The 26,342-nt window shown below is 43.3% G+C and carries 24 protein-coding genes; 16 read left to right on the forward strand and 8 right to left on the reverse strand.

Translation table 11 applies throughout. From position 1 onward, the window contains the following. Window positions 1–145: 145 nt before the first annotated feature. The 7 genes from IEZ33_RS15000 to IEZ33_RS15030 all read left to right on the forward strand — a co-directional run bounded on the left by IEZ33_RS15000 (window position 146) and on the right by IEZ33_RS15030 (window position 6,893). Complete coding sequence (locus IEZ33_RS15000) at window positions 146–793, forward strand: dioxygenase family protein (protein ID WP_191600833.1); 648 nt, start codon at window positions 146–148, stop codon at window positions 791–793. 61 nt (window positions 794–854) lie between these two features. Further along, a complete protein-coding gene (locus tag IEZ33_RS15005; protein ID WP_191600834.1) occupies window positions 855–2,369 on the forward strand; it encodes an ABC transporter substrate-binding protein in 1,515 nt (504 codons plus the stop codon). A gap of 36 nt (window positions 2,370–2,405) precedes the next feature. Continuing rightward, window positions 2,406–2,651, forward strand: coding sequence for a hypothetical protein (locus IEZ33_RS15010; protein ID WP_240009550.1), 246 nt, complete (start codon window positions 2,406–2,408; stop codon window positions 2,649–2,651). Between the two features lie 80 nt (window positions 2,652–2,731). Then, the gene (locus tag IEZ33_RS15015) at window positions 2,732–3,925 is read left to right on the forward strand and encodes an IS4 family transposase (protein ID WP_191600835.1); all 1,194 of its coding nucleotides are present in this window, start codon (window positions 2,732–2,734) and stop codon (window positions 3,923–3,925) included. A gap of 135 nt (window positions 3,926–4,060) precedes the next feature. Continuing rightward, on the forward strand, window positions 4,061–4,702 hold the full coding sequence (locus IEZ33_RS15020; protein WP_240009551.1) for an ABC transporter permease: 642 nt from the start codon (window positions 4,061–4,063) through the stop codon (window positions 4,700–4,702). Next, window positions 4,702–5,505: an ABC transporter permease gene (locus IEZ33_RS15025; RefSeq protein WP_191600836.1), complete on the forward strand. Its 804-nt coding sequence runs from the start codon at window positions 4,702–4,704 to the stop codon at window positions 5,503–5,505. Before IEZ33_RS15020 ends, IEZ33_RS15025 begins: the two co-directional genes overlap by 1 nt. Continuing rightward, window positions 5,505–6,893, forward strand: a complete 1,389-nt coding sequence (locus IEZ33_RS15030; RefSeq protein WP_191600837.1) for an ABC transporter ATP-binding protein — start codon at window positions 5,505–5,507, stop codon at window positions 6,891–6,893. Before IEZ33_RS15025 ends, IEZ33_RS15030 begins: the two co-directional genes overlap by 1 nt. A gap of 239 nt (window positions 6,894–7,132) precedes the next feature. Here IEZ33_RS15030 and sstT read toward each other — a convergent pair whose 3' ends face one another. From sstT to IEZ33_RS15050, 4 genes are all read right to left on the reverse strand, one after another. Continuing rightward, on the reverse strand, window positions 7,133–8,374 hold the full coding sequence (sstT, locus tag IEZ33_RS15035) for a serine/threonine transporter SstT (protein WP_191600838.1): 1,242 nt from the start codon (window positions 8,372–8,374) through the stop codon (window positions 7,133–7,135). Between the two features lie 206 nt (window positions 8,375–8,580). Further along, window positions 8,581–9,813, reverse strand: a complete 1,233-nt coding sequence (locus IEZ33_RS15040; protein WP_191600839.1) for an MFS transporter — start codon at window positions 9,811–9,813, stop codon at window positions 8,581–8,583. A gap of 351 nt (window positions 9,814–10,164) precedes the next feature. After that, window positions 10,165–10,785 (reverse strand): DsbA family protein, encoded by a 621-nt coding sequence (locus tag IEZ33_RS15045; RefSeq protein ID WP_191600840.1) that lies wholly within the window; start codon window positions 10,783–10,785, stop codon window positions 10,165–10,167. Beyond that, window positions 10,779–11,645 (reverse strand): MBL fold metallo-hydrolase, encoded by an 867-nt coding sequence (locus IEZ33_RS15050; RefSeq protein WP_191600841.1) that lies wholly within the window; start codon window positions 11,643–11,645, stop codon window positions 10,779–10,781. The genes IEZ33_RS15045 and IEZ33_RS15050 overlap by 7 nt, the downstream gene beginning before the upstream one ends. 277 nt (window positions 11,646–11,922) lie before the next feature. Here IEZ33_RS15050 and IEZ33_RS15055 point away from each other — a divergent pair, with 277 nt between their 5' ends. The 7 genes from IEZ33_RS15055 to IEZ33_RS15085 all read left to right on the forward strand — a co-directional run bounded on the left by IEZ33_RS15055 (window position 11,923) and on the right by IEZ33_RS15085 (window position 20,880). Then, entirely contained in the window at window positions 11,923–13,137 is a 1,215-nt protein-coding gene (locus IEZ33_RS15055) for an MFS transporter (RefSeq protein WP_191600842.1), read from the forward strand. A 308-nt stretch (window positions 13,138–13,445) separates the two neighbouring features. Then, window positions 13,446–14,456: a LacI family DNA-binding transcriptional regulator gene (locus IEZ33_RS15060; protein ID WP_191600843.1), complete on the forward strand. Its 1,011-nt coding sequence runs from the start codon at window positions 13,446–13,448 to the stop codon at window positions 14,454–14,456. Window positions 14,457–14,504: 48 nt separating this feature from the next. Beyond that, window positions 14,505–15,854 carry an ABC transporter substrate-binding protein gene (locus tag IEZ33_RS15065; protein WP_191600844.1) on the forward strand — a complete coding sequence of 450 codons (1,350 nt, stop codon included), beginning with the start codon at window positions 14,505–14,507 and terminating at the stop codon, window positions 15,852–15,854. 83 nt (window positions 15,855–15,937) lie between these two features. After that, the gene (locus IEZ33_RS15070) at window positions 15,938–16,804 is read left to right on the forward strand and encodes a carbohydrate ABC transporter permease (RefSeq protein ID WP_191600845.1); all 867 of its coding nucleotides are present in this window, start codon (window positions 15,938–15,940) and stop codon (window positions 16,802–16,804) included. Between the two features lie 9 nt (window positions 16,805–16,813). Further along, window positions 16,814–17,776, forward strand: coding sequence for a carbohydrate ABC transporter permease (locus tag IEZ33_RS15075; RefSeq protein ID WP_191600846.1), 963 nt, complete (start codon window positions 16,814–16,816; stop codon window positions 17,774–17,776). Window positions 17,777–17,922: 146 nt separating this feature from the next. Next, the gene (locus tag IEZ33_RS15080; protein WP_191600847.1) at window positions 17,923–19,041 is read left to right on the forward strand and encodes an ABC transporter ATP-binding protein; all 1,119 of its coding nucleotides are present in this window, start codon (window positions 17,923–17,925) and stop codon (window positions 19,039–19,041) included. Window positions 19,042–19,137: 96 nt separating this feature from the next. Beyond that, window positions 19,138–20,880, forward strand: a complete 1,743-nt coding sequence (locus IEZ33_RS15085) for a P-loop NTPase family protein (protein ID WP_191600848.1) — start codon at window positions 19,138–19,140, stop codon at window positions 20,878–20,880. Here the strand turns inward: IEZ33_RS15085 and IEZ33_RS15090 are convergent. Continuing rightward, the gene (locus IEZ33_RS15090) at window positions 20,846–21,313 is read right to left on the reverse strand and encodes a GNAT family N-acetyltransferase (protein WP_191600849.1); all 468 of its coding nucleotides are present in this window, start codon (window positions 21,311–21,313) and stop codon (window positions 20,846–20,848) included. The genes IEZ33_RS15085 and IEZ33_RS15090 overlap by 35 nt on opposite strands. Before the next feature lie 618 nt (window positions 21,314–21,931). Continuing rightward, window positions 21,932–22,915, reverse strand: a complete 984-nt coding sequence (locus IEZ33_RS15095; protein WP_191600850.1) for an AraC family transcriptional regulator — start codon at window positions 22,913–22,915, stop codon at window positions 21,932–21,934. A 140-nt stretch (window positions 22,916–23,055) separates the two neighbouring features. On the opposite strand from IEZ33_RS15095, the gene IEZ33_RS15100 reads away from it, so the two are divergent. Both IEZ33_RS15100 and IEZ33_RS15105 read left to right on the forward strand, forming a co-directional pair. Next, a complete protein-coding gene (locus IEZ33_RS15100) occupies window positions 23,056–23,886 on the forward strand; it encodes an NAD(P)H-binding protein (protein WP_191600851.1) in 831 nt (276 codons plus the stop codon). A 33-nt stretch (window positions 23,887–23,919) separates the two neighbouring features. Further along, the gene (locus IEZ33_RS15105; RefSeq protein ID WP_191600852.1) at window positions 23,920–24,375 is read left to right on the forward strand and encodes an anthrone oxygenase family protein; all 456 of its coding nucleotides are present in this window, start codon (window positions 23,920–23,922) and stop codon (window positions 24,373–24,375) included. Window positions 24,376–24,516: 141 nt separating this feature from the next. Here IEZ33_RS15105 and IEZ33_RS15110 read toward each other — a convergent pair whose 3' ends face one another. Continuing rightward, complete coding sequence (locus tag IEZ33_RS15110) at window positions 24,517–25,776, reverse strand: TRAP transporter large permease (RefSeq protein ID WP_191600853.1); 1,260 nt, start codon at window positions 25,774–25,776, stop codon at window positions 24,517–24,519. Next, a complete protein-coding gene (locus IEZ33_RS15115; protein WP_191600854.1) occupies window positions 25,773–26,321 on the reverse strand; it encodes a TRAP transporter small permease in 549 nt (182 codons plus the stop codon). Before IEZ33_RS15115 ends, IEZ33_RS15110 begins: the two co-directional genes overlap by 4 nt. Between the last annotated feature and the right edge of the window lie 21 nt (window positions 26,322–26,342).

The following is a 26,342-nucleotide window of genomic DNA, read 5'->3' on the forward strand; positions in this document are numbered from 1 at the left end:
ATTAATAACGGCCTTCGCTACTCGATAGGCTAAAACATCAATTTATTCAATTCGAAATCTAGCATAACATTTTAACCATAACCTCTAAGGCATTGTGTATTACACTTTGATAATAAGACCCACTTTTATGCAAGGTATTCACGACATGATAGACAATTCTAAAAGGCAAATACTGAAAAGAATGGGCCTATGCCTCTCTCTGCCGCTATTAACAACGGTTAGTTTTAGTACCCGAACCTATGCAGACACACCTGTAGGTTCACCACGTTTAACCGATAGATGGTCTGTTGGCGGAACAAATAAAATCATTAGCCCATACCCAAACGACAGTATCTTCGACTCTCATCTGCCATGCGCGGTTAAAATGACTGAACCTAGAACGCTCGGCCCTTGTTTTTTCTCAGTAAAAACATCTGACGACATTTCTGATGGTCAAAGTGGTTTGCCTATGATGTTGTGTATGAAACTAATAGGCCATGACTGCAATCCATTAGTCAATTATGAAATTGAGGTCTGGCATGCTAACAGTCTCGGTATCTATTCTGCTGATACACGTCAAAGCGACGAGGCTCAACGGTTTCGTAGTAGAATGTGCTCAAATAACAACCAAGATGCGTTAGAAAGTACTTGGTTTAGAGGAAGCCAAATCACAGACAGCCGTGGTCGAGTCAATTTTAAAAGCTGTTTCCCAGGCTGGTATGCCGGTCGTACCATTCATATTCACGTGCGTATTACTCACTCTCATTATTTCTGTGCAAATTCAAAAAAAATCTTACAAGAATTAATGTTATAATATATCATAACATTAATTCAAAAATACGCAGTCCTTCGTTAATACAAGAGCAAATATCTCTATGAAATATCTAAAGAAATCCTTGGTCATTGCCGCTTTGGCAAGCGCCGCTTTGTCTCTACAGGCACAAACCATCACCATTACTTCTCCATGGGAACTTAAATCCCAAGATCCAACCGTTGGCGGTTATGCGTTCACACGTATGGGGATAACGGAAACACTGGTCAGCATCAACAAATCTGGAGGCTTGAAGCCTCAACTTGCTACTGAATGGTCTGTCAGTGATGATAAAAAAGTGTGGACATTCGTTTTGCGCAACAAGGTCACATTCAGTGATGGTGAAGCCCTTACTGCGGAGGCGGTAATCCATTCCCTAGAAGTAGCCAAAGAGAAACCGGGCCCTTTGAAAGGCGTACCAATTCTTTCCATGAAGAGCCAGAATAATTCGGTCATCTTTACCTTAGAAAAACCTTATACCTTGCTGCCCGCCGCATTAGGACACCATACTACAATGATTTTATCGCCTAAGGCGTATGACAAAGACGGTGATGTCAATAAGGTGATTGGTACAGGACCATTTAATGTTAAAGAATTCACTCCGCCACAGCGTCTGAGTATTGTTAAAAAAGACGATTATTGGGGAGAAAAAGCCAGCATTGGTGAAATTGAATACATTGCAGCATCGCGTAGCGTAACTCGTGCATTGATGGCTGAAAGTAAGCCTTCCATTATCGCATACAGCCTTGATGCAGCCAGCATTAGCCGTTTGAAGCACAATCCGAAACTCGATGTGATGAGTATCATGTTACCACGTGTTATCACAATAAAAGTAAACCATAAACATCCCTTCATGCAGGACGTAAACGTTCGTCAAGCCATGAGCCAAGCCATCAACCGAAATGGTATTGCGGCCTCTTTGCTTCGTTCCCCTGAAATCAAAACAACGCAACTGTTACCACCAAGCCTTTCACAATGGCACAACACCGATTTAGAACCTTTCCAATACAACGCTGATAACGCCAAAGCCTTGTTAGAAAAAGCCGGTTTTACCTTTAATGATGAAGGCTACGCTGAAAAAGACGGCAAAGTTTTCGAAATCACAATGAGAACCTACTCTGACCGCCCTGAGCTGCCATTAATCGCTAATGCGATCCAAGACCAATTCAAAAAGATTGGTATTAAAATGGACATTTCTATCGGCAGTTACACAGAAGTTCCTGGTGGTCACCAAGACGGCACTTTAGACGTCGCGTTAATGTCACGTAACTACGCCACAGTACAATCACCACTGAATAACATCGCCAGCGATTTTGGCCGTGGTGGTGCGGATTGGGGCGCAATGAACTGGGAAAATGAAGCCGTTGCCCAAGCGTTGGATGCACTTAAGCTGGATAATACCGACGAGGCAGCCGATGCAAACCGTGCCTTGGTAACCCGTGCTATTCAAGAAGAACTGCCTGTCATTCCGGTCATTTGGTATAAGCAATCTGTCGTTGTATCGAAAAACCTAAAAGGCGTTTCTCTTGATCCTTTCGATACGACATACCGTTTAAATGAAATTGAGTTAGTGAAATAACCCCCATTTAGACTAAAGGAAAAGACTGAACTCAGTATGAAAAGACAAACCGTTAACACGCTACTCAACATTCTCGCTTGGCGGTCCATCCAAGCTGTTTTTGTCGCGCTTTTCGTCGGCATTGTGTGCTTTTTTGCCGCACAAGGCTTAGGTGGAAACATGGCTTATCGCATTGCAGGTGGTCGCTATGGCATTGATTTGATGGATTCAAGCACAGCTGAAAGCGTTGCGCGTGAATTAGGGTTAGACCCTGAGGTATCCCCACGAATTTCATATAAATAACAATTAGTTAACGCAAGAAGGGAACGTTCATGGCCCTTGGTGATCAATAATTTCGCCAAAAACAACCAAACACGAGAGCCATGAACGCGACGACTATTTTGAACAAAATCCTCCCTCTTGTCAGCCCCAATATGCACAAAACTCGGCGCAATGCTGTCGCGGCCTGCATTCAAAGTCTTGCTCAGGGCAATCTCAGTACGGTGACCAACATTGGAAGAGGTATTCAATCTAAAACTTTTGAAAAGCACTGCATCAAACGTGCTGATCGAGTACTTTCTAACGCTCATTTACAACAAGAATCACTCTCTATTTATGCTCATATGTGTCACCTTTTTGCGAGCCAAGGGCGACCTATTATCAGTGTCGATTGGTCTGATCTTGATGCGCGAAAACAACACTTTCTCATTCGAGCGGTAGTGGCCTTTCAAGGTCGGCCATTTACTCTATACGAGGAAGTGCATGACATTAAAACCAAGGAGAAACCGAAAACACACAAGTACTTTCTTTCCACGCTAAAATCACTTCTTCCAAAAGAGACCAAACCAATCATTGTCACGGATGCCGGTTTTAAAATGCCTTGGATAGAGTTAGTAAAAAGCTTAGGTTGGGATTATGTCGGACGTGTCCGTCGACCGCGTAAATTTTTTGATGAAGAAAGCCAATCATGGCGCTGTATCTCACATTTATTTCCGACAGCCAATGCCACGCCAAAGTCACTTTCGTTGAATCTAGGACAATCAACGCCTCACTTTTGTCATCTGGCGCTCTATAAAGGAAAGCCAAAAGGTCGGCACTCTTTAAACCAAGACGGATCAACGAAAGCATCAAAGACATCGTTAACCGCGGCACGTGGAGCAAAAGAGCCGTGGTTGTTGATTTCATCATTGCCAAAAAACCGCTCGTTTGCCAAGAAAAGCGTGAAGGTTTATCAGACACGAATGCAAATAGAAGAAAGTTTTAGAGACATGAAAAGCACAAAATTCGGCTTAGGTTTCGAGCATAACTACACTAAAATTTTAGCCAGAATGAAGCTGCTGGTTTTACTGACAACGCTGACCGCTATGGTGCTTATCTTATTAGGCAAAGTGGTTGAACTGGCTGGATTAGCGTATCGTTTTCAATCGTCCAGCACTCGCAAACGCAGAGTGCTCTCTCATTTTTTTCTGGGCAAAAGAGCATTGTCTACGAATCTAAAAATCACCCTCAAACAATGGCGAGAAGGAGTTCAGCAATTCGCTGAACAGCTGTTTAAGGGAGAAGGTTTTATGGTTTAAATTCGTGGGGATACCTCAGGGTTAGACCGCAGTTTATGGGTTCGATTAGTTGAATGGTTAGGCGATAGCTTAACCTTCAACTTCGGTAACTCATTAGTCAGTGGTTCCCCTGTCATTGAAGAAGTTGGGCACACTTTGGGTCATTCATTAACGCTTGCGGGTGCGAGTATTGTGTTATCGGTTTTTATGGCCGTACCTTTGGGCGTCTTGGCAGCAAAACACCCGAACTCTTGGTTCGACAAGACCCTGTTATTTTGTAGCGTGTCATTAAAGTCCGTACCGAATTTTGTGATTGGTATTTTATTGGTTATGTTGTTTGCGGTGCAGATGAGACTGCTGCCCGCGGCGGGACATGGCGATTTTTCCTACTTAATTTTACCTACTTTGACACTGGCGTTAGGGCTTGCTGCCGTCTCTGTGCAAGTCGTGAGAGACAGCACACTTGGCGTACGTAATTCAACGTATTTTTTGTTTTCGCGCATTAAAGGCTTATCGGATGCGCAAACATTCCAACGTCATGGTTGGCGTAATTTGCTCGTCCCTGTCGTAGCCTTTTTAGGCATTCAATTTATTACGATTGTTGAAGGCGTTGTGGTGATTGAAACCTTATTTGCATGGCCGGGTATTGGTCACAGTTTAGTGCATGCCATCTTTGCAAGGGATATTCCTATCGTTCAAGGTGCTGCGGTGGCAATGGGGTTAATTTTTGTGGCGATGAATGCATTAGTGGATATCGCCGTACTGCTGCTCGACCCACGTGAAGGAAGTAAGTCATAATGAATATCCTATCCTTTTTTACATTACTTTCTTTCAAGCAAAAAATCGGACTTTTACTCTTCATCGTTCCTTGTATTTTTGCCTTAGTCGCACCGTTACTTGTTGCGGGTAGCCCACACGATCAATCTTTGATGGATACACTCCAAGCGCCAAGTGCTGAGCACTGGTTTGGTACGGATCATCTGGGACGTGACATGTGGTTGCGCTTGGCCTCTGCCCTGCAAGTGTCTCTTGGTATCGCGGTAGTGAGCACCTTGTTTGCCACTGGATTTGGCACGCTAATGGGGGTTCTGTCCGCGCAATACCCAAAAACCGCCGATAAAGTCTTAAATTTAATTTCCAATTTATTCTTGGCGGTTCCTGGACTGTTATTTATATTGCTGTTCGCAACGATTGCACCGGGGAAACTATGGCCACTCTTTTTGGGTGTCTCTTTGATTGCCAGTATCGAAATGTATCGTGTCGTGCGAGCGCAATCGATGATTATCGCTAACCGTGATGCCGTAGCGGCCTCTCAGTTATTGGGATTCACGCCATGGTATTTACTACAGAGACACTATTTCCCAGAGCTGCGTCCGATTATCTTACGTTTGGCGGCTTTTACCTTGGCTACCACTGTTTTATCCGTCGCCTCCCTTGGGTTTATTAACGTTGGTGTAAAGCCTCCCCGTGCAGAATTGGGTCTCATGATGATTGAACTTATGCCTTATTATTACGAAGCACCGTGGATCATATTACAGCCAATAATTGCTTTATTTATATTAGTTCTAGGATTAAACCTGATGATTGGGAAGAAAAAATAATGCTCGTTGTAAAAAACCTAAGCGTTAAAACGCGTGATGGGAACATGATCGTTAACCCAGTATCATTTGAATTAGTCGCAGGTGAAGCGCTGACCATTGTCGGTGAAACCGGTTCAGGCAAGACCTTATTGGCTCAAGCCATTGCAAATAATCTACCCGATGGCTTAATTGCTGAAGGTGAGATTTATTTACACGATCAAGCTCTTCACACGCTTTCTGCTGACGCACGTAATGCCTTATGGGGGACAAGTATCTGTGTTCTACCACAGGAGCCGACTCGCTCGTTAGATCCGACCATGCATGCGATCAAGCAGGTTAAAGAAGGTTATCAGATCGTTAAAGGTTTAAATGCCAATGACGCCACGTCTAAAGCTACTCTTGATTTTGACAGCGTTAAACTGACTCACGCGACACACAAATACCCATTTGAGTTATCTGGCGGTATGGCACAAAGAGTCGCGTTTCTAGCATCACGTTCGGGCGGGGCGACCTTCACTGTTGCGGATGAGCCAACCAAAGGGTTAGACGCCAACCGACGTGATGATATTGCCAAGCAATTGCGCTCGCTCATTGAAAAAAATGAAGGCGTCTTTACAATCACCCATGACATTGACGTTGCCCATCAGCTCGGTGGATGCGTGATGATTATGCGTAAAGGTGACGTTATAGAAGTGGGAGAAAGCCAACAAGTTCTCAGCCACCCTGCTCACCCCTATACACAAGAGCTTATTGATGCCGATCCACGTCGCTGGCCAAAAAGAGAAGCAAAAAGCAACAAGGATCCATCCATCGTCAATGCGAAAAACCTCAGCAAAAGCCGAGGTGGAAAAACGCTTTTCAACGATGTATCACTTAGTTTGCATCCGGGGCAAATTATTGGTGTCAGTGGTGACAGTGGCTGTGGAAAAAGCACACTGGGAGATATGTTATTAGGTCTATTACCAAGCGATAGCGGTACCATAGAATGGGCACACAAACCTAACGAAAGACATAAAGCTCAAAAACTCTTCCAAGACCCAACGGATGTGTTTTCGGCTCATGTTCCTTTAAGAACCAGCTTCCATGATCTGATGAAGAAATATCACATCGGCCAAGATAAGCTAAAAGGACTGCTTGCTGAGTTACGATTGGATGAGGGACTCATTGACCGCCATCCAGATCAAGTCTCAGGTGGTGAGTTACAACGCTTAGCGATTGTCCGTGTGATGCTGCTTGATCCTACGTTTATTTTTGCAGATGAACCCACTTCACGTCTGGATATGTTGACTCAAAAAACCGTTATTGAAGCGCTCGTCAATGTCGTGAAACTCAGCAACGTCGCCATTATGATAGTCAGCCATGATAAAGCTTTATTAAACAGCGTTTGCGATGAATTGATTACCCTGTAACACAATGAAATGAGGTTAAGCTCTTGATCTAAATATAATACTCATAGACGTATTCTAGCTTTTGTGTAGCAACGCCATTGAGTGTGAAAATAGATCTCAGGGCTCTAAGGCTCTAAGGCTCTAAGGCTCTAGGCGTCCCCTAGAGACTGAAAATACCAATACGTGGTAACTAAACCTATAATAGGATGCGTTATCGTTATAGCAGAGATTAAAAAGGGAGCACTCGGCTCCCTACTCTCTTACAGCATTAGACGGTCGACTCGCGCTTTATCCTTCGCAAGACTCGCCGCAGCCGTGAACAATACATCAGTCGAACTGTTCAGCCCCGTTTCCGCTGAATCTTGCAATACGCCAATAATGAAACCAACGGCGACCACTTGCATAGCGATCTCATTTGGAATGTTAAATAAGCTACAAGCCAATGGAATCAATAGCAGTGAACCACCAGCCACACCAGATGCACCACAAGCCGATACAGCCGCAATAAGGCTAAGCAACAAGGCGGTTCCAAAATCCAATGAAATGCCTAATGTATGCACAGCCGCTAGGGTAAGTACAGTGATTGTAATAGCGGCACCGGCCATATTTATTGTGGCGCCTAGAGGAATAGAAACAGAATACGTATCTTCATCCAGCTCCAAACGCTTACAAAGATCTAAATTAACTGGAATATTTGCGGCCGAACTGCGAGTAAAGAAAGCCGTTACACCACTTTCTTTTAGGCACTTAAACACCAAAGGGTAAGGGTTACGACGCAGTTTCCAAAACACCAATAATGGGTTTGTTACAAGAGCGATAAATAACATAGCGCCGATCAACACACCTAATAAATGAGAGTACCCAAGTAAGGCATCAAAACCCGTTGCGGCAGTAGTACTGGCCACCAAACCAAAAATACCAAAGGGAGCTAAACGAATAATGACAGAGACAATACGAGTGACACTGGTAGACAAATGTTGCAGTAACGCTTTCGTTCCTTCTGTTGCATGGCGTAAACCCAAGCCAAAGCCAATTGCCCAAGTCAAAATCCCCACATAATTACCTTGGACTAACGCATTCACTGGATTATCGACCATTTTAAAGACTAACGTACGCAATACCTCTCCGACACCTTGTGGAGCACTTTGACTAAAGTCTGATGCGACTAAATTCAACTGCGTTGGAAACAGGAAACTAAACACGACGGCCGTTAATGCCGCGACAAAAGTGCCTAATAAATACAGTGCAAGCACAGGGCGAATGTGGCTTTGTTGAGCTTGCTTGTGGTTGGCAATGGAAGCGATCACCAGCAAAAAAACCAAAATAGGCGCTATCGCTTTTAATGCCTGAACAAAAAAGAGGCCTAATAAGCTTGTAGATAAAGCGATATCTGGCGAAACATACGCTAAGGTAATACCGCAAAGAATACCGATGGCAATTTGTAATACCAAGCTACCCTGCAGATAGCGCGGCAATAGCGATGGTTTATTATTTAATGTCATTAGAAATGGATCCATTGAAATTTCGGAACCGCACCTTACCCCATGACGCAAGAAAAATGAACCATTTTAGGGCATAGTAAAAGCAATCATTGTAAAATATCAGCTAAAATGAAAATTTTTTGAATTATCCAAAAAGAATTTCTTTTTAATTACATCAACGGACAAACCGAGTCGACCTAAAACACTACGCATCAGACACAGTTTAGCTAGGCTTCAGGTAAGCGTATAACCATAATCACACCAAACAAGGTTACCATTGAAAAAACAAGCACCAGAACCTCTAGAGAGATCAGGTATGTTAACAAGCTTAACGCACTCATTCCCAAAAGGATAAGCCCAATAATGGTATTACTAACAGACACATAACTGGTACGCTTATTTCCCTCACCCAAATTCACCAAATACGTCTTGCGCCCAACCCTAACACCTTGATGAGCCACGCTGAGAACAAAATACAACGCAGGTATTAGCCATACAGTAAACACGGTATCGGCCAGAAACGTCACGCAACAAAACAAAACACCACCGGTAAGTGCACTCAATAAAGAAGAAACGATCATCACCTGTCGACTTGAATAGTCTGAAAACAATCCCCAAAAAGGCGATGACAATAACGACGCTAAGCCACTGGCTAAGATAAACATGCCCAACAACCAAGTGCCACTATCAAATCGCTGTTGAGCGATAACCACATAAAATGGAGCACTTAATGCCGCACACAAAAATAAGGAACGAGCAATAACAAACTTCCGAAAAACGTGATCAGTCCATAATAGATTTAGCGTCTTAAACGCATCCCAAAAATGATCACCTTCATCTTCTGTCTCGCTTAAAGGCTCTTTAATAGCAGCATAAATGCCAGCGGCCAATAACCAAACACAAGCGGCGCCAACAATTCCCCAGACATAAAACTCAGAATCACTCTTAGTAGGGTCTAAGTAAAACAACATGCAAATGGCCAAACCCACCGTGATCAGCCCCGACGCACTGGATGACCAACCCGTTACTCTGCCTCGCTTTTCTTTAATCACTGTTTTGCCTAATACATCTTTGGACGCAACCGAGTTAAGCCCCCTAGCGACACTAAACACGATCAGACCACCAATAACGACCCAACCCGCACTCGCCCCTTCCAGTAAAAGAACAGCACAACCAATAACAACAACAGAAAAAGATTGAATAATGCTACCGAGAACCCAAACCCACTTCCTTACTTTTAACGGGTAGATAAAATGCGCTATCGCTATTTGAGGCAATAAAGAACCAGATTCACGTATCGGAACCAACCAGCCTAATAAGTACAAGGGCGCACCAACACTTTGAAGTAGCCAAGGCAAAGTCACCTTCGGATTAATTAAAACATCACCTAAATTAATTAAAAACTGAGAGAAAAGCAGTTTAACGACATTACGTCTTTCAACCTTCTTGTTATCTACCATAACAATTTTCTCATTGTGGTTTGATTGATCTGGATAGCCATTGAAAACCCCTTAAGCAAAACAGTTGAGCTAAATACAACCCGAATGAGTTAAATCATGGATCTAATACTCTCATAAATAGGATACCTAATGCATGTTGCCATCAAAACGCGGTTGTCCGAGCGGACTGTATCACGGCAAATTAAGAAGGCCGTTCGCCGTCTCATATTGACTAATCAGTCCATAACCTATGCCCAGATTGACTCTACTAAACACGCACTACCCAGCTCTATCCAGAGAAAAAAATGCCCTAAACCATTTCCATGGAATAGAGCACTTTTACTGTTGCTATTTTCTTTTCAGACGAGGGTTTTATCCTAAAGTTGATAAATAGCCTTTCCATTCATCAGGCTTACCATAGTAAGCGCTGTGAGTTAAACGCTGTAATTTACCCTTTTTCTCGATAAGAATCGTTGGGTATCCATTGACTTGTAACGGCCCCATTAACTCATGACTTCTTTCTATTTCACTCATCATCACGGCCGCCGAGCTGGCCATTTTTGCTTGCCAAGTGGTTTCATCAAGCCCTAGTGAAACCGCCAATGTTTGCAAAGCTTCAGGTTTATCAAGTTCTCGGCCGTCTTGATAGTGCGCTGCTTGAATCGCCTTTAACATCAAGTGAGGCGCTATGCCCATTTCAATGCCAACTAAAAACGCTTGAGTTGGTAAGTAGGAATCGATAACAAACTCTCCTTCTCCTGCCACTCTCGCTTTATAGGCTTCGCCAAAATGCACTTGTGTCCTGTCGGCAATTTGCTTGTCTGCTTGCAGAATATGGTGTCTAAAAGACGGATCTATCGCACGTTTTGGTATCATGCCTCCCGGGTGGTAAACCACCTCAAACTCGGGCATGTCCGCTAGTACAGCAATTAACGATGATGCTCCGTAACACCAACCACACATTGGGTCAAAAAAATAATGTACTTTTACCATGTCATTTCACCTTTATGTACTTTAGCCGCGATATCCAAGTTCAAAGCACCTTGTGCATTAGGGTATTTAGCCGTCATTGTTTTAATCAATTCAGCACTGTTTTTACTGTCTCCTTTCGCTTTTTGAAAAGCATTGAGGTAATCAAGCGAGTAGCTGATGCTATCTGCTGTTAACTCTGTACCTTGTGCCATATGACCAGGAACAACCTTAGTAGGATTAAGTGCCATCATTTCTTTTAATTGCGCTTTCCACGCGTCTTGAGATTCATTAGATTGCGCATCCGCCATCCATAAATGCATATTACCGAAAATCGCAACATTACCTAAAAGCGCTTTATTAGAGGGGATCCATAAGTAAGGTCGGTGAGCTAAAACACCGTCAGTGCCTCGAATTTCAATCGTGTGTCCATCAAGCATCAGAGTGGATTGAACATAGGCCTTTGGAACAATAGGGTTTACTGGCGCATTCGAGCCCATTTTAGGTCCCCAAAATCCAACTTTACCAGCCATTTTCTTTTCAAGCACTTTTTTCACAGCAGGCGTAGTGATGATCTCCGCTTCAGGGAAAATATCATGCAAGGTTTCAGCACCAAAATAGTAATCAGGGTCTGCTTGACTGACAAAAATTGTTTTTAATTCTTTATTAGAGTCCAATACTTTTGCCGCAATACGCAATGCATCGGCTTTCGTAAACCCTGCATCAATGACCATCGCTTCTGTTTCACCGTATACCACAGTAGAAGTCACACCAAAGCTACTGGGTGCCGCATGGTATACGTCAAGCGTTAGCCTGTTAGACTCCGCCGCAAAAGCAGAGTGAGTAATCAGAACAGAAGCCACCAAAGAAATAAATTTTTTCATGTTTTTCTCCAAAAGAATGTTTATTTAATTCATGTGGACATCATAGGAGATGAGCGTCCACAGAAAAACACACAAAAAAGAGCATTATTGTTTCTTAAATCGTTCTAATAGAAATAAACAAAACCCGTCATGCATAAAAATGATAGCCAACCATTACAAGTTGAATACGCTAAAGGTTCGTTATTATTTTCTTATTGTTCAATCTAACTCAGCAAATAAATCCTATAATAACGCCCTACCTGACACTCACCCTAACAACTATGGCTAACTCAACCCCATGAAACGACTACAGCAATTAGCACAACACGATGCCGCCTTTTTACTCTTGTTTATTTTCCTAGTGGCATTAAGTTTACGAGGGCCAGTCACCGGCTTACCGCCTTTACTAGACAGGATAAGCACGGACCTCAATTTAAGTAGCTCACAGTCGGGGCTGCTCACCAGCCTGCCTTTATTAGCATTTGGCTTTTTTGCTCCTGTCGCGTCTTGGCTAACTCGTCATTTTCGTATTGAACGCATTTTGGCCGCTGGTGTCTTCTTGATTGCGACAGGCATGATCATTCGAACTCTTGGCTCAATCAGCACCTTGTATAGCGGCGCCCTCTTTATTGGGGCAGGCATTGCAATTGGTAACGTACTGTTACCCAGCTTGTTAAAACGTGAATTTCCTAACTACGTTGTTCAGCTGACGGCTATTTACGTACTGATGATGAGTGTTGGTGGCTTTTTGATGTCGAGTTTGGCTGTACCCTTAAGCCTTTATGCTGAACAGCCTGATGTGAGTTTACCAATGAGTGGCTGGTCATTCGCCTTGGCGTGTCAAAGCCTATTGATTTTATTACCATTAGTGGTGTGGTTTAGCGGCAAGATAACACAAGGTCAGATACCGCAAACAAGCTTAATCGATATCAGTTCTTCAGTGTGGCGTTCAATCACGGCGTGGCAAGTGGCCAGCTTTTTAGCCGTAAACTCGCTGATTAATTACGTTGTTGTCGCGTGGGTGCCCGCTATTTTAATCCATCACGGCTATACCGACTCGACAGCGGGACTTTATCAAGGCTATTTGCAATTAGCCGGTGCGATCCCTTCCTTAATTTTAGCGCCCTTTATCAATCGATTAGGCAGCCACAGACGCTTATGTTTATGTGCCACAGGGCTGACTTTCCTAAGTTTGAGTGGCTTTTTATTCATTCCAAGTTGGTCTGGCTTTTGGTCTGTATCTTTTGGTTTTGGCATCAGTATGGGCTTTATTTTAGGGCTATCTTTCGTCAGTTTAAGAACCAATAGTCCAAAACAAGCCGCCTCATTATCAGGTATGGCTCAGTTAATGGGTTATACTCTCGCGGCCATTGGCCCTGTTTTGATTGGTGCTCTATATGATTGGCAACACTCTTGGAATGCGCCACTCTACATTATGATCGGCATCAGCTTAGTATGGATGGGATTAGGTTGGTTGGCTAGCCCTCAACAGAACAACGCATCGACACAATAAAGACATAATCCTCTTTCCCGTATTACGTTCTATATTCAACATGTATCGATCGTTTTAGCACGCCTCTCGCCAAGAGGCATGCCCTTCCACGACCGATCAACTCTTATTTTTTCAACAGAGCCTCGACATTCCGAATTTTATCGCCGCATCCAGTTCGCACCTAAACTGTGCAAAAAATAATCGTTGCATCGAAACATTTTCGGTCTTAACGTCTTTCGTTGCTGGTCACGAAACGCACGATTAACGCTTTTAAATAAGCGCTAAATGATGGACAGTGTAAAAATAAGAATGGTGCAGTGAAATGTTTTATGTCGATTAAAGAAATAGCTACTCAGTTGGATTTGTCGGTATCCACCGTGTCACGAGCACTGAACGATTACCCAGATATCAGCCCAAGTACCAAAAAGCGCGTTTTGAAAGAAGCCGCGCGACAGGGTTACCAACTAAAAGGAGCCGATGCCGCTCATTGGGTGCAAGCTAAACGCGTTATTACGGCCATAATACCGAGCCAAGAGACGCAATACATCGACCCCATTCTTTCGAAGGTGCTTGCTGGAACGCGACGCGCACTACAAGCAGAAGGCTATTTACTGCAAGTAGTCGCAGTCGAAACGGGGAAGCAGGAATTAAGCGAGTTTGAACGCCTTGTTAAAGCAGGTGATCAAGAGGGCTTTTTACTCCTTCGCACTCGGGTCAATGATCCTAAAGTCCAACGTTTACTGAAACTTAACGTGCCTTTTGTGTGTTACGGACGCACCGAACGAGCGAATCAGTTTGCTTGGCTGGATTTAGATAACCACCAAGTCGGCCAATTAAGTCTGATTCGCCTTTATGAACAAGGCCATCGTCAAATTGGCGTTATTTCGGTGAGCGAGCGATATTTTTTTGCTCAAGAAAGACGACGCGGCATTCAAGATGCGGCGGATAAAGTGGGTCTTTCTATTGTCTCCGAGCACAGTTTAGAAGTCGGCTTTGACGAGGAAAAAAGTTACCTCGACTGTGCCGAATTTCTCCTCCAGCACCCAGATATCACTGCGCTGATTTGCCTAACGAGCACCAGCGCGCGCAGCGCCGCTTTAGCGGTAATGCGGTTACACAACTCTCGACTCAATCATAACGAGCAACAAATAAGTGTGATTGGTTGTGATACGCCTGCTGATGAGCTAACGGCCAGCATGGGGATTACCAGCATTCAACAAGCGCCTCCCGCACAAATAGGCGAACAACTTGCGCAGATGATGGTTTCCCGCATCAAAGGGACGCCGGTGAAAGAACTGCAGATCGTATTAACGCCGGGAGTGGTAAAAAACGGGTACTAACCCAAAACAGTTCGGAAAACTCGTATAACAATAAATGAGGAAACGACAATGAAAAAATCTCTGCTCGTCGCCAGTACGGTACTGGTAAACGGACTTCTAATAAGCCAAGTGTCTAATGCGGCTACAGTAGAATTTTGGACGGCACAAACCCAATCGGACAGACTGCAAACCATCGAATTACTTGCCAGTACCTTCGAAGCTTTAAACGATGGCGTGACCGTCAAAGTGGTGGGCGTCGACGAAAACGAAATGGCGACACAAATGGCCGCAGCCGTGGCAGCAGGCACAACACCGCAACTGATTGAAGTGAACTCTGAAATCATCATGGCACTGGGGGAAGAAGGCATTGTCGATACCCAAACTCACCAAGGCGTCGTGGGCGATATTGGTAAGAGCCGCTTCCATACAGGCGCTCTAACCACATTGACGTCCCCTGAAGGCCAATATTATGGTTTACCTTACCATGGTTGGATTCAGGGCATTTGGTATCGCAAAGACTGGTTTGATGAAAAAGGTTTAGCCGCGCCCAATACATGGGAAAACATTGAAACCGCCGCCAAAGCGTTAACCGACAAAGCGAACAACCAATACGGTATTTTAGTCGGCACCAAACAAGACAGCTACACAGAACAAGTCTTCACTCAGTTAGCGTTGTCTAACAATGCGGCGGAGTTTGATGACAAAGGCGACCTCATATTCAATAGTCCTGCCACGTTAGAAACCATCCAATATTACAAAGAACTCGCCAAATACAACCCACCAGGACCACAAAACTGGCGCGCCCGAGATTATTACCTGCAAGGTAAAATGGGCATGTTCTTCTATTCAACCTACATCATGGATGACCTTGCTTTAGCCGAAGTCGCCAAAGGTTCACTGTCCTCTGAGAACTTTAAAGAACTCAGCGGTGGCACTTTCGACCCCAAATTGGTTAAGAACACGGCCTTCACGCCTATCATCACTCATAAAAGCGCCGCGTCTTATGGCACCTTATCGGGCCTTGTTGCGTTGAAAACTAAAAGTGCTGAAGACGCTCAAGCAACCAAAGACTTCATTGAGTTTATGTACGATCCAGCCAGCTACATCACCTTCTTGCACATGGCGCCGGGTGGCATGAACCCTATGTTAAAAGGCATCGCTGAAGACCCAGCGTATTTAGACGATCCAAACGGCGTCTTCAAACTGTACGGTGCAGATAAAATGAAACAGATCGTTTCTGGTTTTGACGACATTCGCTCCTTTTCCGTTGTACAAGGCAAAACGTTTCCAGCATCGGGAGCCATCTTCGCCAAGTCCGTCATCCCCCGCATGATTTACGATGTCACCATTGAAAACAAAGATCCGCAACAAGCACTGAACAGTGCAGAAGCAGAAATGAAAACCATCATGGGTAAGTAAAGAACACACCCTGAGCTTTTTTCTATAGGGAGCTCAGGGGTTCTTAGTACCCTCATGAATAGTTTTCAAAGAAGGATGTAAACATGTCTTCAATACTGGTCAAAAACGAAGCCCAACTTGGACTTAAGCTTGTCGCGCCCGCTGTTGGTATTATCGGCTTGCTGGTAATTTACCCCATCTTATTCAACATTTACCTCAGTTTTTTTGATGTGCAACTCAATGGCAGTAAGACCTTTGTCGGGTTGGATAACTACACCGATTTACTTGGCAATCCGCGTTATTACCATTCGGTCGGTGTATCTATTGTCTATCTGATTGGTACGGTCGTTGGTACAACGGTGTTGGGGTTGGCCGCGTCGATTCTGATGAATCAAGAATTTCGATTTCGGAACCTCGCCCGTGGTTTGATCCTCCTGCCCTACTTTGCGCCCGTCATCAGTGTGGTGTTTGGCTGGCAGTTTATTTTTGATCCCGTAAACGGTATTTACAACCATGTGGTGGTCGATGTGCTGCATTTAACCAACGAGCGGGAAAACCTAATTGGCAACCCTGATTCCGCTTTGTTTGTGGTGATCTTATTCGATATTTGGAAGCATTTTCCTATCGCGTATTTATTGTTCCTCGCGAAGTTACAAAGCGTACCGAAAGACCTGTACGAAGCGGCCGCTATTGATGGACAAAATGCTTGGGGACGCTTCTGGCATGTGACTCTGCCCGAGCTCAGATTCGTCATCGCCACTGTGGTTTTATTGCGTATTATATGGAACTTAAATCGTTTTGAAGACGTGTACTTACTGGCACCAAACGTCGAAACTCTGCCTATTTTCACCTATTACCAAGCGTTTGCAGGAATCGTGGATCAAGGCGGAGCCGCGGCGATTTCGGTAATTCAGTTGCTGGTATTGGTTGGCTTAATTTGGTTATACGTTCGTAAAGTCCTCAAATGGTAGGAAAGACTTATGATGAATAAACGCACTCCCATTCAATCTGTGATCTTGTATTCTTTGGTACTCGCTTTGGTGATCTTTTGCGTATTCCCCTTTTTACAGATCCTTTCCACTTCCCTTAAACATCCTATCGATTGGGGCAATCCATCGCTGATTCCTCGCGTGCTGCATTTAGACGCTTACAAGGAATTGCTTGGTTTAATGCCAGCCAAAGAAATCGAGGTTCCCGCCAGCATTCAGCGCTTATTGGATAATCCAGCCTTATCAGAGGAAAAGAAACAAATGCTGCTGGCGAAGTTTAGCTCTGGTGGGGATGTCTTCCCATTTGGGCGCTATATGCTTAATACCTTTGTAATCTCCTTTATTACAGGTATTTGCTCCACTTTCTTAGCGTCGCTCGCGGCGTACGCCATTGCCCGATTACGTTTCCCTGCGCAATCACTAATGGCCAACGGCGTGCTGTTTGTCTACATGGTCGGTGGCGTTTTACTGATGGTACCGCTCTACCAAATGAGCGTAAACGTAGGCTTGGCATCGAGTGCTGGCGGCACAATTCTCAGTCTGTTTTTGATCTACCTAATCCAGACTTTACCCGTCGCCATGTACATGCTGGGAAACTACTTTCGTACCATTCCCTTCTCGCTGGAAGAAGCGGCGATGATGGACGGTTGTTCAAGGGTCGAAGCTTTCTGGCGCATCATCATGCCCTTGTCGAAACCCATGTTATTTACCGTGTTTATCTATTGTTTTGTGATCGCGTGGAACGAATATTTATTCGCGTCCGTCTTCTTAAAACAATACCAAGATTTCCAAACCTTACCACTGGCATTACAGACGTTGTTTACCTCCAAAAATGCCATATGGGATCGCATCATGGCCGCCTCCATGCTGACTCTACTACCCGTGGTGATTTGTTTCATGTTGGCGAATAAGCATTTGTCGGGCGGGCTGACTGATGGCGGCGTGAAAGGCTAGTAACATACATTAATAACAAAACGTAACGAGCGAAGGTCAGACAAGGAAAAAGTGAGCGAAAAAGCAGAGTTTATAGTTATAAATGAGCATTTTGAGCGAGCTTTTGACGAAGTATCACCGAGCGCAGTAGTTTTGAGGAGAAAGATATGAGTTCTGTGATCTTACGAAACGTCAACAAATCCTACGGCAACTTGCCGATAGTAAAGAACCTAAATTTGGAAGTAAAAGACGGTGAGTTTGTCGTGCTGGTTGGCCCAAGTGGTTGCGGCAAAAGCACCACTTTGCGCATGGTCGCGGGACTGGAAGACATTACTCAAGGGGAAATCCAAATCGGCGAGCGCACCATTAATGATTTGCCGCCTCACAAGCGTAACATCGCCATGGTGTTCCAGAACTACGCCTTGTATCCGCACATGTCGGTGCGAGATAACATTGTTTTTGGTTTGAAAAAATCTGGCGCAGACGAGGCAACGATGAAAGCGAAATTGGCCGATGTGTCGGACATGCTCAAACTCAATGAATACCTAGATCGTAAACCCGCTGACTTATCTGGTGGCCAGCGTCAACGGGTTGCCATGGGGCGTGCCCTTGCTCGTGATGCGGATGTGTATTTGTTCGACGAACCCTTGTCTAACCTAGACGCCAAGCTGCGCCACCACATGCGTACCGAAATCGCCCGCATTCAGCACCAATACAACATGACGGCGATTTACGTTACTCACGACCAGATTGAAGCCATGACCTTAGGTGACCGGGTCGTCGTCATGCGCGATGGCATCGTAGAGCAAGTAGGCACACCGATGGACATTTACCTGCAGCCCACCAACAGCTTTGTAGCCACCTTTATCGGCTCACCGGCCATGAATCTATTTGAAGCAAAAGTCCAAGGGGAAGAGTTAGTGTTCGATCACTACCGCATTCCAGCCTCAAAAATAGCCAATGTAGACATGCATGATCTCAGCTCTCATGACACGGTATTGGTCGGTATTCGTCCCGACTTCTTTGAAGACAGCGCTTTATCTTTAAAGAGATCACCCAGTGATCACTTATTTGAATTCAATAATATACAAGTCGATCTAGTGGAAAACCTCGGCTTCGATAAAGAAATCATGTTCAAACTCGGCGGCGAAGACGCCAAAGCCAGACTCGACCTACGCTCCCACGTAAAACGCCAAGAACTCATCTCCTTATCCGTGGATTTAAACCGCGTTTTGCTGTTCGACACCAGCACACAAGGCATGTTGATTAATGCTGGGGAGGTTTAAGGTATAAAGAATCAATATCGAAATACTCTATAAAAAGTTATTCTAACTTCAGTACTCAACGATTTAATTGGATTAGAGTTACAACAAGGAATTTATATGCATCCGACTTCGAGACTTATAGAGCAACTTCTGCAAGACGATTCATTTCCATCGATGGCAATACTTGATGGAGCATGGGGGGAAGGCAAAACTCATTTCGTCCGAAACACACTCTTAAAAGAATTAGAGAAAGATGACTACAAAACACTCTATCTGTCCTTAACTGGAATATCTAATATTTCAGAGTATCGAGACCGACTGCTATCTGTATCCTTCGAAAAATTGGAATCAACGAGTAGGTTTGTTAAAAATAATACCAAAACACTTAGTTCGCTGATTGACACAATATCTGAGCAAAAAAATAGCGGACTGATTGGGGGATTACTTTCAGGAAGCGCTGGAATTGTTAGAGAAAAGCTCCTTCATAAATTGGACAATATTAGATTTATCGTTGATGACCTAGACCGTATTGAAGACGAAAAAGTTGTTAATCTAATTGTTGGAGAAAGCCTACAGTTAGCAGACTCTGAATTTAAAAAAATACAATTTGTTTTTGTGGTTAATGAATCAAAATCTTGCTTGAGTTCAGACTTAAGAGAAAAGGCATTTAGTGGAAAAACTAGTCTGGATATGAAGGTTGAGGACCTTATTGGCATTGCTTTTAAAGATAAAGACATTAATAATCAGTTACTTAACTCTATAACTGAGACAGTGAAAGAAAAGGAAATAAAAAACCTTAGAGTACTTAAGCGAATAGCAAATAAGTCGATCAGAATTAATGAAATAATTGTTAATGACGATAATGTGAATCGGGAGTTATCTTTCTCATATCTTGGTAGAAATATCACCCTAATTTGTCACTACCTTTATGAAAAAGGTTATACCAGCGAAAAGGTTTGGAAGTCCATAAATGAGTCATCTCTTTTAGAGTACATTAAATCAAAAGATAATGAAGAAGAAAAAAGTCCCCATAGAGACTTACAGGAAATAGACAGTGGAATAAGTGAAATATTAGTCAGGTATTGCGCGTTTGAAATATCAGATAACTTAAAACTTACAGATTTAGGTCAACTACCTATTCAAACTTCAAAAATAGACACACTTCTTTTTTCGCCTGCAGGGAGCTTTGAAAAACAAGAATTTGAACAGCTAATTATTGAACTAAAAAAGTTCATATTTGATGATAAAAATGTTCCTTTACAGAAATGGTTTAAGGCATGCGACTACTACGATAAAAAACTTAGACATGATTATATTGATGGTGATGCGGATAATTTTATTGAAAATTTTGAAAAGCTCTGCTCAAAAAAACAGTTTTCTAGATCAGAGCATGAAATTGTTTGGCAAGAGCCAATTTTAAAAAGTGAAAATGATGTAATTCGTAATAACTATGAAGAGTTTTTTTATAGAAAAAAGGCTCAAGAACAAGAATCATCTAATGAAATAGTTGTAAAAGACATGGTCAATTCATGGAAAAATGTTGATATGAAAATTTATAGAGGCCATCACTTGAAACCTTTTTTTAATTTTATAGCTACTGAAACCTGGAACCAATGTCTTAACAATTGGACACCACATGACCTTGAGTGTTTCGCTGACTTTGTAAACAATAGATATAAAGAGTCGAATGTAAAACACTATCTAATGGACGAATACAATTCCCTAAATACTTTCAAAGGTCTAGTTGTATCTAAACTTCAAGGTAAACCTGCCGGTCAATATAAAGGTAGTTTAACCTTAGTAAAGATTTCTCTAGAAAAGGCAGTTAAGGCTTTAGAGAAGCAATCATTGAATAATTAATCAGTTCTTGATGGTTCCTTTTGACGATGTTTTCAGACTCTACTTTAAAGCCTCGTTTTTCAAAGAAGGGCTTAGCAAGCAGGCTGGCGTCCACGTACAGGGTTTTATATCCGCTCTTTATCGCTTCTTTTCTGGCATAGGTAAACAGCGCGTTGGCTATGCCTTGGCGTTGATAATCGCGGTGTACATACAAACAATCGATATGGCCATCGGCTTCTAGCTCGATGAAACCCACGATAATGTCACCTATTGTTGCCACAAAAGGCTGAGTTCGCTCTACTCTTTTTGCCCACATAGAATAATCTGGTGGCGTCGGCGCCCACGCTTCTAACTGTTCTGTTAAGTAAATATTGGGGCTGATGGAATGCACGGCACCGTGAAAAAGATCCGCAATGCCTTTTGCGTCTGTAGTTTTAAAAGGTCGAATTATCATAACGGTTTTATTGCGAGATACCAATCAGTTAGGGTTTTGAATTGAACATTTACGCCGTGACAACTTCCTAAGTAGGCTTTATTTTGCATTATTAACTTCCTATTTTGATTATATTATCAGCGTATTTGACGTATTTTTATACCTTAAATATCGTTAAATCAACCTTAATAGGCAGAACACTAATGCTAACAATTTATAACAAAAACGTCTCGCTCAAAGTAAAACAAGATGAAACGTCACTTTGAGCTAATGACATCGGTGTTATAAATCTAATCCAAATGTTGATAAGGTCTGATCGAGCTCATTCATAAAAACCTTGATGAGTGAATCCTAATGTGCTCAGGACGTTCCAAATCACCTACTTTTGTCCAAAGAACGACATCTCGCCTTGGCCCTAATGCGGCCTGTAAAGGCCTCACTATCAGTCTTTTGACCAATAGGTTTACCAAGGAAATAGAGAGTCCGGGTTCGCATCCGCAACCATCCAATTTTTTCTAACACCTCCTTAGATACGGTTTGATCAGAGTGGTAAAGAGAAGACTTTTTATCGACAAAGACGATGAATTGATTCATACAAAAATTTCACTCGGCTAAACCTTGATATCAGCGTTTTAATACTTAGCTCGCCAGCTGATCCTGATTATTTTGATGCTTTTTTCGACTTTCACGTAAAGGAGGTACACCAAACACGCGTTTATACGCTCTTGAAAAGGCCGCTTCTGAGGTATAACCGAGATCCTCAGCTAACTCTATTAATGAAACGGGTGCTTCCATGATCCTCAGTCTGGCTAGCCCCATGCGCCATTCAGTTAGGTATTGTTTAGCCGATGTACCAATGACGTCAGTGAATCGCGCCGAAAATCCAGAACGAGACATCCCTACTTGTGCAGCTAAACTGTCCAGTGTCCAGTCCAGCTCCGGATGCGCATGCATGGCCGTAAGTGCTTTGCCTATTTTGGGGTCTTTAAGCGCACCTAACCAACCTTTGTTGGCTTCTGGTGCGGTATCCAACCAATAACGAATCGCCTTAATTACAACAATATCCGCTATGTTTGCAACGATTGTTTCTCCTCCCGCGCCTAATGTTTTTGACTCCTCAGACATCAGCTCGATGAGTCCTTGTAGCGCCTTTGTTCGACCCTCTTCAGCTTTTAAATGAATAAGTGATGGTAATTGGGCGATAAGCTTTTGCCCAATAACATTGTCAAAACTTAACACACCGCACGTGAGTAAGGTTTTCTCACCCCCTCCACCATATTGTATCGATTCAAACCGGTTAGAAATGTGCGTTACGGGTAGGTCAAAAAACGGTTCACATTGCGTTTTTTTCTCATCAGAGATTAAGTGACCTTCCCCTCTTGGGAGCAAAGCAATGTCTCCCGGTTGCAGATAGGTGTCAGGGTAATCGAGAAAGCGTAACCAACAAGCGCCTTGAGTAATAATATGAAACATCATATTCCCTTTTAAAGGAGGCATATCCATCCCCCAAGGCGCCTTCAATTCAGACGCCGCATACATAACACCATTCAGTCGTAACGAATACAGCGTCTCTCCAAGAGGGTCCTGAGGCGTTGGCATCTGCCGTTGATGTGTCGTTTTCATAACTAACGCCTTTTTTGGACGAACTGCAATTAAATATAGATTTTTAAGCATTAAGCATCAAGCTTTTAGGGAATAAACTTGCTCTCATTCCTTAGAAATCTGTAAAGAATTAACGTTTAACCAATCGAAAAGGTGTATTTATGAAGACGAACGTAATGGCCGTTGTCGGCTCAACGGGTAAAACTGGCGAACGTGTTTTATCTCAGCTGCAAGCCCGAGGCTATAACACTCGGGGACTCTCACGTAACAGTGAATACGCCTTTGACTGGAACGATCAAAACAGCTGGAAAATAGCATTAGAAGGCGTAGAAACCGCTTATGTCACCTACTTTCCTGACCTAGCCCTTCCCAAGGCAGAGCATGATATTCGTGCTTTTGTTGATTTATCCAAAACGCTGGGGCTAAAACACATTGTACTTTTATCGGGTCGAGGTGAAGACGGCGCTCAGCTAGCCGAAAACATTCTCATCAATAGTGGATTGGAGTGGAACATAGTCCGAGCCAGTTGGTTTATGCAGAACTTCAGTGAAAGCGTTATGCTTGACGGACTGAAAGCGGGTGAATTGGTCTTGCCAGAGCCAAAAGCGAATGAACCCTTTATTGATGTTGACGACATCACCGATGTTGCCGTAGCCGCACTAACCCGTGCAGACCTTAGAAATCAAGTTCTGGAAATTACAGGACCTGAGCTGCTTTCTTTCGCGAGCTGCGTACAATCCATAGCGGAAGCAAGTCAACGCCATATTCGCTTTCAAACGGCTTCTATTGACGCGTATCTTGCGGCAGCAAAAGCTCAGGGGGTACCAGAAGACATGGCGTGGTTAATGAATGAATTATTTGTCCATGTTTTAGATGGTCGCAATGAAAGCACAACAAATACCGTGGCCGATGTGCTTGGTCGCCCTGCTAGGAACTTCAAACACTATGTTGAAAAAATGGCTGCCACAGGCGTTTGGAATGAATCGCTTTAAAACACGACATTCACCAATTTAACGAGGTATTACATGATCGTTTTACTGATGGTCATCACCGGTATCATGGCGGGTATTTATTTTGCTTTCTCGGTATTCATAATGAAATCGTTGAGCCAACTGCCGAATATTGAAGGCGCTAGGGCAATGAATAGAATTAATGATGTGATAATTAAGACCGTATTTTTGCCTCTTTTTTTAGGTTCAACTTTTTGGTATGCCGGTTTAATCATATGGTCATTCGTGAATTGGCAAAGTGGTCAATCCACGTTAATCATAAGTGCTTCTTTGGTGTACATAGTAGGCATGTTTTTAATCACTGTCATTGGCAACGTGCCACTGAATAAAAAACTGAAAGTAAGCGAAAATGACGAAAAAGAACTGAGCAAAACGTGGCCGTATTACCTTCAAAAATGGACACAGTTCAACCATCTTAGAACATTAAGCGCCATGATATCGTTAGCGCTGTTAATTCTGTCACAGACGTAACTCAACAAACCAGAAACAGATTACCTTACCAACATCACCTCGACCAAAAGGCAGCCGAGGTGATGGTCTTACATTATGGTCATGCAAGATGCATCATGCTGTCGAATATAAAGTCGTAACCTAATCGGCTTTATAGAAGCGTCATAAAAAGAAATTGGTCAATCTCGCCTCCCAGCACAAGAACACTAACGTAATCAGGCTTGATATCAAGAATGGCGTTAATGCTTTGAATATCTGCATGGGTGTTGCGCCAGTCATGGAGGACGCAATAAACAAACCCGCTCCGACTGGAGGGGTAAGTAATCCTAATACCAAGGTTAAACAGACCACCACACCAAACTGATAGGCATCAATACCGAACTGAGTTTGAGCTATTGGCAGTAGAATAGGCACCACCAATATCAACGCAGCAATTCCATCTATCACCATACCGACAAGCAACAAGACTCCCATTACCATAAGCAAAAATACAAACGGGTCTGAAGTTTGTTGCGCAATCCATGCGGCCGCGTTTTGCGGCACTTCTTCAAAGACAATAACCCAGCCAAACACACCGGCCGCCGCAATCAGCATAATCACCATACCTGAATTATAAGCCGTACTTTTAAGAATACTCGGTAACTGGCGAAATCGTAGTTCTTTATAGATGAACTTTCCAACTAACAAAGCCCCTAAAGACGCCAAGGCGGCCGATTCGGTTGGCGTTGCTAATCCTGTCAAAATTCCACCAATAATAATCACAGGAATCAAAATAGCGGGCAGTCCCATTATCATGTATTGCTTTGCTATTTCTCTCGTTGGCCACTCACCCTTTGGGTATTCGTACACGAGCCCCATGATAGTGATCGCTAAAAAAAATAAAAAAGCCATGAGCAAACCTGGAATGATACCGGCTATAAACATTTCTGAAATCGGTACTTGCGCCAAAACACCAAACAAAACAAATAACATTGAGGGAGGAATGATTGGCGATAAAAGCCCACCAGCGGCGGTGATCGCGGCCGCATAAGGCTTGTCGTAACCTTCTTTTTCCATAGCGGGTACCATAGCACGTGACATAATGGCGATCTGCGAAGCCGCCGACCCCATAATGGCGGCCATCATCATGTTGGCCACAAGGTTTATGTATGCTAAACCGCCTTTAAAACCTCCGACCAAGATTCTTGCTAAATTGATCAACCGTAACGTCAGCCCACCTTCATTCATTAACTCTCCAGCTAACATGAACAAAGGAATCGCCATTAATCCATAGCTTTCAATTGCGCCGAATAGCTGTTGTAAATAAGAGTCTAAAAGCACCATGTTACCGGACGAGTAAATATACCAAAGCGCACTTAACGCCAGCACCAAACAAATGGGCACAGCCATAAACAAAAGCCCCAAAAATACAAGCATAGTCATAAAGGTGCTTCCTTTTTTATTGTCGTACTGAGAAAAAGTTGAAGAATATTTGTGAAAGAATGGAGTAGCAGCGAGACAGAGAAAATAGGCAAGATTAACCATACCCAAAACTTACTCATGCCCAATGTACTCGTTTTTTCAGAGTACATAAAATTGAAGGTTTCGCCTTGAAAAGAGACGATATCAAACTTCTCCTGATACAATTCTATAGGAGCAAACCAGCGATAACATAACCAAACCATAATCACAGCAAACAGCAAAACCATCAGGTCACTTAACAAAGTAAGCCATACCTTTACTTTGTCTGAAACCAAGTCTGTCAATATTGTTACCGCAATGCTGTCACGTTTTTTTAATAAAACAGATGTCGCAAAAAACGTCATCCAAATCATACTGTAAATAGCTAGCTCATCTACCCAGTAAATAGCGTGCCCAAATGCACGACTTATGATGTTAATTAAAATAAGCAACGTGACAATAGCCGCCATACTGGAGGCGAGAACAACTTCAGCTCGAAAAATGAGGTTAGATAAATGCTTTAACATGATGTCATCCAAAGAGAAGTC

Origin of the sequence: Marinomonas algicola (assembly GCF_014805825.1) — a bacterium.
GTDB classification, from domain to species: Bacteria; Pseudomonadota; Gammaproteobacteria; order Pseudomonadales; family Marinomonadaceae; genus Marinomonas; species Marinomonas algicola.

Excerpts from the sequence above, each read along its gene's own strand:
- IEZ33_RS15090 (WP_191600849.1), bottom strand. The coding sequence starts at position 21,313 with ATGATAATTCGACCTTTTAAAACTACAGACGCAAAAGGCATTGCGGAT.
- IEZ33_RS15040 (WP_191600839.1), bottom strand. The coding sequence starts at position 9,813 with ATGGTAGATAACAAGAAGGTTGAAAGACGTAATGTCGTTAAACTGCTT.
- IEZ33_RS15110 (WP_191600853.1), bottom strand. The coding sequence starts at position 25,776 with ATGACTATGCTTGTATTTTTGGGGCTTTTGTTTATGGCTGTGCCCATT.
- IEZ33_RS15085 (WP_191600848.1), top strand. The coding sequence starts at position 19,138 with ATGCATCCGACTTCGAGACTTATAGAGCAACTTCTGCAAGACGATTCA.
- IEZ33_RS15115 (WP_191600854.1), bottom strand. The coding sequence starts at position 26,321 with ATGTTAAAGCATTTATCTAACCTCATTTTTCGAGCTGAAGTTGTTCTC.
- IEZ33_RS15050 (WP_191600841.1), bottom strand. The coding sequence starts at position 11,645 with ATGAAAAAATTTATTTCTTTGGTGGCTTCTGTTCTGATTACTCACTCT.
- IEZ33_RS15060 (WP_191600843.1), top strand. The coding sequence starts at position 13,446 with ATGTCGATTAAAGAAATAGCTACTCAGTTGGATTTGTCGGTATCCACC.
- IEZ33_RS15030 (WP_191600837.1), top strand. The coding sequence starts at position 5,505 with ATGCTCGTTGTAAAAAACCTAAGCGTTAAAACGCGTGATGGGAACATG.
- IEZ33_RS15055 (WP_191600842.1), top strand. The coding sequence starts at position 11,923 with ATGAAACGACTACAGCAATTAGCACAACACGATGCCGCCTTTTTACTC.
- IEZ33_RS15015 (WP_191600835.1), top strand. The coding sequence starts at position 2,732 with ATGAACGCGACGACTATTTTGAACAAAATCCTCCCTCTTGTCAGCCCC.
- IEZ33_RS15095 (WP_191600850.1), bottom strand. The coding sequence starts at position 22,915 with ATGAAAACGACACATCAACGGCAGATGCCAACGCCTCAGGACCCTCTT.
- IEZ33_RS15070 (WP_191600845.1), top strand. The coding sequence starts at position 15,938 with ATGTCTTCAATACTGGTCAAAAACGAAGCCCAACTTGGACTTAAGCTT.
- IEZ33_RS15025 (WP_191600836.1), top strand. The coding sequence starts at position 4,702 with ATGAATATCCTATCCTTTTTTACATTACTTTCTTTCAAGCAAAAAATC.
- sstT (WP_191600838.1), bottom strand. The coding sequence starts at position 8,374 with ATGACATTAAATAATAAACCATCGCTATTGCCGCGCTATCTGCAGGGT.
- IEZ33_RS15105 (WP_191600852.1), top strand. The coding sequence starts at position 23,920 with ATGATCGTTTTACTGATGGTCATCACCGGTATCATGGCGGGTATTTAT.
- IEZ33_RS15065 (WP_191600844.1), top strand. The coding sequence starts at position 14,505 with ATGAAAAAATCTCTGCTCGTCGCCAGTACGGTACTGGTAAACGGACTT.
- IEZ33_RS15005 (WP_191600834.1), top strand. The coding sequence starts at position 855 with ATGAAATATCTAAAGAAATCCTTGGTCATTGCCGCTTTGGCAAGCGCC.
- IEZ33_RS15045 (WP_191600840.1), bottom strand. The coding sequence starts at position 10,785 with ATGGTAAAAGTACATTATTTTTTTGACCCAATGTGTGGTTGGTGTTAC.
- IEZ33_RS15010 (WP_240009550.1), top strand. The coding sequence starts at position 2,406 with ATGAAAAGACAAACCGTTAACACGCTACTCAACATTCTCGCTTGGCGG.
- IEZ33_RS15080 (WP_191600847.1), top strand. The coding sequence starts at position 17,923 with ATGAGTTCTGTGATCTTACGAAACGTCAACAAATCCTACGGCAACTTG.
- IEZ33_RS15100 (WP_191600851.1), top strand. The coding sequence starts at position 23,056 with ATGAAGACGAACGTAATGGCCGTTGTCGGCTCAACGGGTAAAACTGGC.
- IEZ33_RS15075 (WP_191600846.1), top strand. The coding sequence starts at position 16,814 with ATGATGAATAAACGCACTCCCATTCAATCTGTGATCTTGTATTCTTTG.
- IEZ33_RS15000 (WP_191600833.1), top strand. The coding sequence starts at position 146 with ATGATAGACAATTCTAAAAGGCAAATACTGAAAAGAATGGGCCTATGC.